Raw genomic sequence first — 6,244 nt, 5'->3', positions numbered from 1 at the left:
CGCCCAGCCCGGGCGGCGGCTCGCGCCAGCCGGAGGGCGCGGGCGGAAGCTGGCGGCGGCCGATCCGCAGCGAGCGCAGCGCCGGCAGGTCGGTGCGGCGGCCCAGGTCGGCGGTGGCCAGGGCCAGGCGGACCCCGGTCCAGTCCTCGCCGGTCCGCTGGGCGACGGAGGCGCGCATCACCAGTCGGCCGTCGCCGTCGCCCGTGCGGTAGGCGAGGCGGTACGCCGGAACCCAGACCGCGCCCGGCACCCCGTACTCCAGCTCCAGCTCCACCTGGGTGGCCGGGCCGGGCACGTCGAGCGCCAGCACCGCGCTGACCTCGGTGCGTACGCGGGACTGCGGCCGGTCGGTCGAGGCGCGGCGCAACCGGTCGGCGGCCACGGCGAGGCGGTGCTCCGTCTCGCGGACCTCCTGCTCCAGCTCGGCGAGGCGGGCGTGCAGCGCGGTGAGCCGCTCCTCGGTGAAGTCGGCCAGGGCCAGCCAGGCGTCCACCGGTGTGCGGCGGTGCGCCTCGTCGCGCCGGCGGGCGGGCAGGACCGGGCGGAGCGCGCCGACCTCCGCGATCAGGGCGAGCTGCCGGTCCCGGCGGTCGCGGACCGCGTCGCAGGCCTCCTCCAGCCTCTCCACCTCGCGCCGCAGGTCGCCGCCGCCATCCGTCCCGTCGGCGCCGCCGTCGGCGTCGGCGTCCGGTTCGGCGTCCCAGGCGACGCGCGCCTCGGTGACGCGCACCCCTGCGGGCGCCAGGGCCCGCACCCGCAGCGAGGCCGAATCGAGGGTGCGGGGCAGTCCGGTGACCCGCACCCGGCCGCCGGGCGGGACGTCGCCCCGGGCCCGTCGGCGGCAGAGGGCTCCCTGGGCGTACACGGTGACCGAGTCGAGCACCGAGGCCCAACCGCCCTGCGTTCCCGCCGTCATGACCGCTCCCCCGTCTCCCCTTGGTGAGGGGAGCCTACGCCAGGGTCCGGGCCAGGCGGCGCGCGGTGCGCACGGTCCGTCACCACCCCATCGGCGTACACCACCGCGCCGCCCGTGACCGTTCGGCCCAGCCTGAGGGCAGGTGGCGGGGGCACTGGTCCGGCCCGGGCGCCGCGCCGCGCCACCGCACGGACGGCCCCGGCCCTCGCGTACGTCAGGAGACCGCATGGACACCGCTTTTCCGAACGGGCCCCGCCGCGACTGGGAGCATGCCGTGGTCACCGGCGGCGCCGGGTTCGTCGGCTCGCACCTGTGCACCGCGCTGCTGGACGCGGGCGCGGCCGTCACCTGCGTGGACGACTTCAGCACCGGGCGGCGGGCCAACATAGCCGGGCTGCTGGACCGGGAGGGCTTCACGCTGGTGGAGGCGAACGTCTCCGAGCCGTTCGCGGTCAAGCGCCGCCCCGACCTGGTGCTGCACTTCGCGTCGCCGGCCTCTCCGGCGGACTACCTGCGGCTGCCGCTGCACACCCTGGAGGTGGGCAGTTCGGGCACCCGGCACGCGCTGGAGCTGGCGCACCGCAGCGAGGCGCGGTTCCTGCTCGCCTCGACGTCCGAGGTGTACGGCGACCCGCACCAGCACCCGCAGAACGAGCGGTACTGGGGCAACGTCAACCCGGTCGGCCCGCGCAGCGTGTACGACGAGGCCAAGCGGTTCGGCGAGGCGCTGACCACCGCGGAGGCCGAGGTGCACGGCACCGACGCCGGGATCGTGCGGCTGTTCAACACCTACGGCCCCGGGATGCGCGGCCACGACGGGCGGGCGGTGCCCACCTTCGTGCGGCAGGCGCTGGTGGGCGAGCCGCTGACGGTGACCGGCGACGGGATGCAGACCCGGTCGCTGTGCTACATCGACGACACGGTGGCCGGGATCCTGGCGGCCGCCGCGCACACGCTGCGCGGGCCGGTGAACATCGGCAACCCGCACGAGCTGACCGTGCTGGAGCTGGCCCGTCTGGTGATCGAGCTGACCGGGTCCTCCTCGGACGTGCGCTACGTCGACCGGCCGGTGGACGACCCGGCCGTGCGCTGCCCCGACATCACCCTGGCCCGGGACAAGCTCCAGTGGGAGCCGCGGGTGGACGCCGAGGAGGGGCTGCGGCGCACCATCGCGTGGTTCCGCGAGCACGCCGACGCCTCCTGAATCCGCGGCGGGGCGGCCCGGCCGGCGTCCGCGCGGGACCGGCCCGCTCCCCCGTCGAGCACCCCACCAGGCCCGTGGCCCCGTCCGGCCCAGGCTCCGACCGCAGGCCGCGAGGCCAGGCACCGACCCGCCGAAAGGCCAGGGACTCCATGCGCATCCTCGGAATCAACGCCCTCTTCCACGATCCGGCCGCCGCGCTGGTGATCGACGGGCACACCGTCGCCGCCGCCGAGGAGGAACGCTTCTCCCGCCGCAAGCACGGCAAGCGGCCGGTGCCGTTCTCCGCCTGGGAGCTGCCGGGCCAGGCGGCCGCCTGGTGTCTGCGGCGAGCCGGGCTGCGCCCGCAGGACCTGGACGCGGTCGCCTACTCCTTCGACCCGGAACTGGCGCGGGACGCGGGCGAGATGGGCCTGGACGACCCGTGGGACCACCTGCGGCAGACCTACGCCCGCCAGGCGCCGCACTTCCTGGCCGACGCGCTGCCGGGGCTGGACCCGGGCTTCGTGCGGTTCGTGCCGCACCACATGGCGCACGCCGCCTCCGGCGCGTTCGCCGCCGAGGGCGCGGACACCTCCTCCGTCCTGGTGCTGGACGGCCGCGGCGAGTGCGCCTCGCACCTGGCGGCGCGGCGGGTGCACAGCCGGCTGGAGCCGCTGCGCTCGCAGGAGCTGCCGCACTCGCTGGGCCTGGTGTACGAGGAGCTGACCGACCACCTGGGCTTCCTGCGCTCCTCGGACGAGTTCAAGGTGATGGCGCTGGCCTCGCACGGCCGGCCCCGGCTGCTGGCCGAGCTGCGCAGGTACGTGCACCCGACCGGGGACGGCGGCTTCCGGGCGACCGGGGTGCCGTGGGCGGAGTTCTGCCCGCCGCGCCGGCCGGACGAGGCCTGGACGCAGGACCACGCGGACGTGGCGGCCAGCGCCCAGGCGGTGCTGGAGGAGACGCTGCTGGACCTGGTGCGCTGGCTGCACGGCCAGACGCACGACCGGTTGCTGACGATGGCCGGCGGGGTGGCGCTGAACTGCGTGGCCAACGCCCGGATCGCGGCCGAGGGGCCGTTCGACCGGGTGTGGGTGCAGCCGGCGGCGGGGGACGCCGGGACGGCGCTGGGCGGGGCGCTGCTGCTGGCGGCCCGGGAGGGCGACGAGCCGGAGCCGATGCCGGGCGCGGACCTGGGCCGGGACTGGACGGACGCGGAGCTGGGAGCCTGGCTGAAGACGGCGGCGGTGCCGTTCGACCGGCCGCAGGACATCGCGGCGACGGTCGCGCAGACGCTGGCGGACAACGGGATCGTCGCGTGGTTCCAGGGGCGTTCGGAGTTCGGGCCGCGCGCGCTGGGGCACCGCTCGCTGCTGGCGCACCCCGGGCACGCGGGGAACCTGGAGCGGCTGAACGACGTGAAGGGGCGCGAGCAGTTCCGGCCGGTGGCGCCGATGGTGCTGGCGGAGCGGGCGGGCGAGCTGTTCACAGGTCAGATCCCCTCGCCGTACATGCTCTTCACGCACGGGGTCGCGGAAGGCTGGCGGGAGCGCATCCCGGCGGTGGTGCACGTGGACGGCACGGCCCGGATCCAGACGGTGGACGCCCGCACCGAGCCGCTGGTGGCCCGGATGCTGGGCGAGTTCGAGCGGCGCACCGGGCTGCCGGTGGTGGTCAACACCAGCCTGAACACGGCCGGCCGGCCGATGGTGGACGACCCCCGGGACGCGCTGGAGTGCTTCGGCTCCTCGCCGGTGGACCTGCTGGCGATCGGCCCGTACGCGGTGCGGCGCGGGGACTTCTTCCGCTCCGACGACACCGACGACGCCTCCCGGCGCCGGGGGGTGTGAGCGGTGGACATCCTGCTGTGGCATGTGCACGGGTCGTGGACGACGGCGTTCGTGCAGGGGCCGCACCGCTATCTGGTGCCGGTGACGCCGGACCGCTGCCCGGACGGGCTGGGCCGGGCGCGCACCTTCCCCTGGCCGGACTCGGTGGTGGAGGTGACCCCCGAGGAGCTGCGGGAGCACCCGGTGGACCTGGTGGTCCTCCAGCGGCCGCACGAACTGGAGCTCACCGAGCGGTGGCTGGGCGGGCGGCGGCCGGGCCGGGACGTGCCGGCGGTCTACCTGGAGCACAACGCGCCGGACGGGGACGTGCCGCTGACCCGCCATCCGTGCGCGGACCGCGCGGACCTGACGCTGGTGCACGTCACCCACTTCAACCGGCTCTTCTGGGACTGCGGGTCGACGCGCGCCGAGGTCATCGAGCACGGCGTGGTCGACCCGGGCCATCTGTACACCGGCCGGGTGGCGCGGGCCGCGGTGGTGGTCAACGAGCCGGTGCGGCGCGGGCGGCACACCGGCACGGACCTGCTGCCCGCGCTGAGCGAGGCCGCGCCGCTGGACGTGTTCGGGATGCGCACGGAGGGTCTCGCGGCCCATCTGGGGCTCGGCGAGGACCGGGTGCGCACGGCCGACCTGCCGCAGCGGGAGCTGCACGCGGCGATGGCCGAGCGCCGGCTGTACCTGCACCCGGTGCGCTGGACCTCGCTGGGCCTGTCGCTGCTGGAGGCGATGCACCTGGGGATGCCGGTGGTGGCGCTGGCGACCACCGAGGCGGTGGAGGCGGTGCCGGCCGGCGCCGGCACGCTGTCCACCCGGCCGGAGGTGCTGGCCCGGGCGGCCCGCCGCTATCTGGACGACCCGGCGGCGGCCGCCGAGGACGGGGCGCGGGCCCGGCAGGCGGCCCTCGAACGGTACGGGCTGAAGCGCTTCCTGGCCGACTGGGAGCGCCTGATGACGGAGGTGCGCTCATGACGTCCCTCGAACCGGCCGCGGCGACCCGGCCGTCCGGCGCCGCCACGCTGGGTCCGCCGCCGGCCGGCGGCCCGGGCGGCGGGCGCGCTCTGCGCCTGGCGCTGGTCTCCGAGCACGCCAGTCCGCTGGCGGCGCTCGGCGGGGTGGACGCCGGCGGGCAGAACGTGCACGTCGCCAAGTTGGCCGGGGCGCTCGCCGACCGGGGCCACCATGTGGTGGTCTACACCCGGCGGGACGACCCGGAGCTGCCCGAACGGGTCGCGCTGCGGCCCGGGGTGGAGGTCCGCCACGTGCCGGCCGGCCCGGCCGAGCAGGTGCCGAAGGACACGCTGCTGCCGTACATGGACGACTTCGGCGACTGGATGGCCCGGCAGTGGCGCACCCGCCCGCCGGACCTGGTGCACTCGCACTACTGGATGTCGGGGCTCGCCGCGCTGCGGGCGGTGCGCGCGGCCGGGCTGCCGCTGGTGCACACGTACCACGCGCTCGGCGCCGTCAAGCGGCGGCACCAGGGCGAGGCGGACACCAGCCCGGCCGAGCGGGTGGAGCGCGAGCGGGAGGTGGGCCTGGGCTGCGACCGGATCGTGGCCACCTGCCACGACGAGGTGTTCGAGCTGTCGATGATGCGGGTGCCGGTGGAGAAGGCCGGGATCGTGCCGTGCGGCGTGGACACCGAGCAGTTCCGCCCGGACGGGCCGTCCGCGCCGCGCACCGGCGGCCTGCCGCACCGGCTGGTGCAGTTGGGCCGGCTGGTGCCGCGCAAGGGCGCGGCGGTCGCGCTGGCGGCGCTCGGCCGGCTGCCCGACACCGAGCTGCTGATCGTCGGCGGCCCGCCGGCCGACCGGGTGGACGCCGACCCGGAGGTCCGCAAGCTCCGCGAGGAGGCCAGGCTGGCGGGCGTCGCCGACCGGGTGCGGTTCACCGGCGGCGTACCGCCGCACGAGGTGGCGCCGCTGCTGCGCAGCGCGGACGTGGTGCTCTGCCCGGCGGACTACGAGCCGTTCGGCATCGTGCCGCTGGAGGCGATGGCCTGCGGGCGGCCGGTGGTGGCCAGCGCGGTGGGCGGCCAGCTCGACACGGTGGCCGACCCGGCGACCGGCCGGCTGGTGCCGCCGCGCGACCCGGAGGCGCTGGCCGCCGCCGTCGCGGACCTGCTGGCCGATCCGGCGCTGCGGGCCTCCTGCGGGGCGGCCGGGCGGCGGCGGGTGCTCAGCCGGTACGGCTGGGGGCGGGTCGCGGCGGCCACCGAGCGGGAGTACGCCGCGGTGCTCGCGGCCCGCCGCGCGGTCACCGGGGCCGCCTGAGCCGCACCACCCCCTCCCCCAC

Annotated in this window: 5 protein-coding genes; 4 read left to right on the top strand and 1 reads right to left on the bottom strand. The window is 76.9% G+C overall.

Features of this window, described 5'->3' with window-relative positions; genetic code table 11:
- On the bottom strand, positions 1-916 hold a 916-nt coding region (locus C6N75_RS20865), incomplete at its 3' end, for a DUF4140 domain-containing protein (protein WP_146132625.1).
- Positions 917-1,142: 226 nt separating this feature from the next.
- Between C6N75_RS20865 and C6N75_RS20860 the strand changes: the two genes are divergently transcribed.
- The 4 genes from C6N75_RS20860 (at position 1,143) to C6N75_RS20845 (ending at position 6,222) form a co-directional block, all read left to right on the top strand.
- Positions 1,143-2,120 carry an NAD-dependent epimerase/dehydratase family protein gene (locus C6N75_RS20860; protein WP_105870439.1) on the top strand — a complete coding sequence of 326 codons (978 nt, stop codon included), beginning with the start codon at positions 1,143-1,145 and terminating at the stop codon, positions 2,118-2,120.
- Positions 2,121-2,269: 149 nt separating this feature from the next.
- On the top strand, positions 2,270-3,949 hold the full coding sequence (locus tag C6N75_RS20855; RefSeq protein ID WP_105870438.1) for a carbamoyltransferase family protein: 1,680 nt from the start codon (positions 2,270-2,272) through the stop codon (positions 3,947-3,949).
- A gap of 3 nt (positions 3,950-3,952) precedes the next feature.
- A complete protein-coding gene (locus tag C6N75_RS20850) occupies positions 3,953-4,918 on the top strand; it encodes a glycosyltransferase (protein WP_105870437.1) in 966 nt (321 codons plus the stop codon).
- Positions 4,915-6,222, top strand: a complete 1,308-nt coding sequence (locus tag C6N75_RS20845; RefSeq protein WP_105870436.1) for a glycosyltransferase — start codon at positions 4,915-4,917, stop codon at positions 6,220-6,222. The genes C6N75_RS20850 and C6N75_RS20845 overlap by 4 nt, the downstream gene beginning before the upstream one ends.
- The last annotated feature ends 22 nt before the right edge of the window (positions 6,223-6,244 follow it).

Origin of the sequence: Streptomyces solincola, from assembly GCF_002982015.1 — a bacterium.
GTDB lineage: Bacteria > Actinomycetota > Actinomycetes > Streptomycetales > Streptomycetaceae > Streptomyces > Streptomyces solincola.
This window is presented reverse-complemented; position numbering and strand designations above follow the sequence as displayed.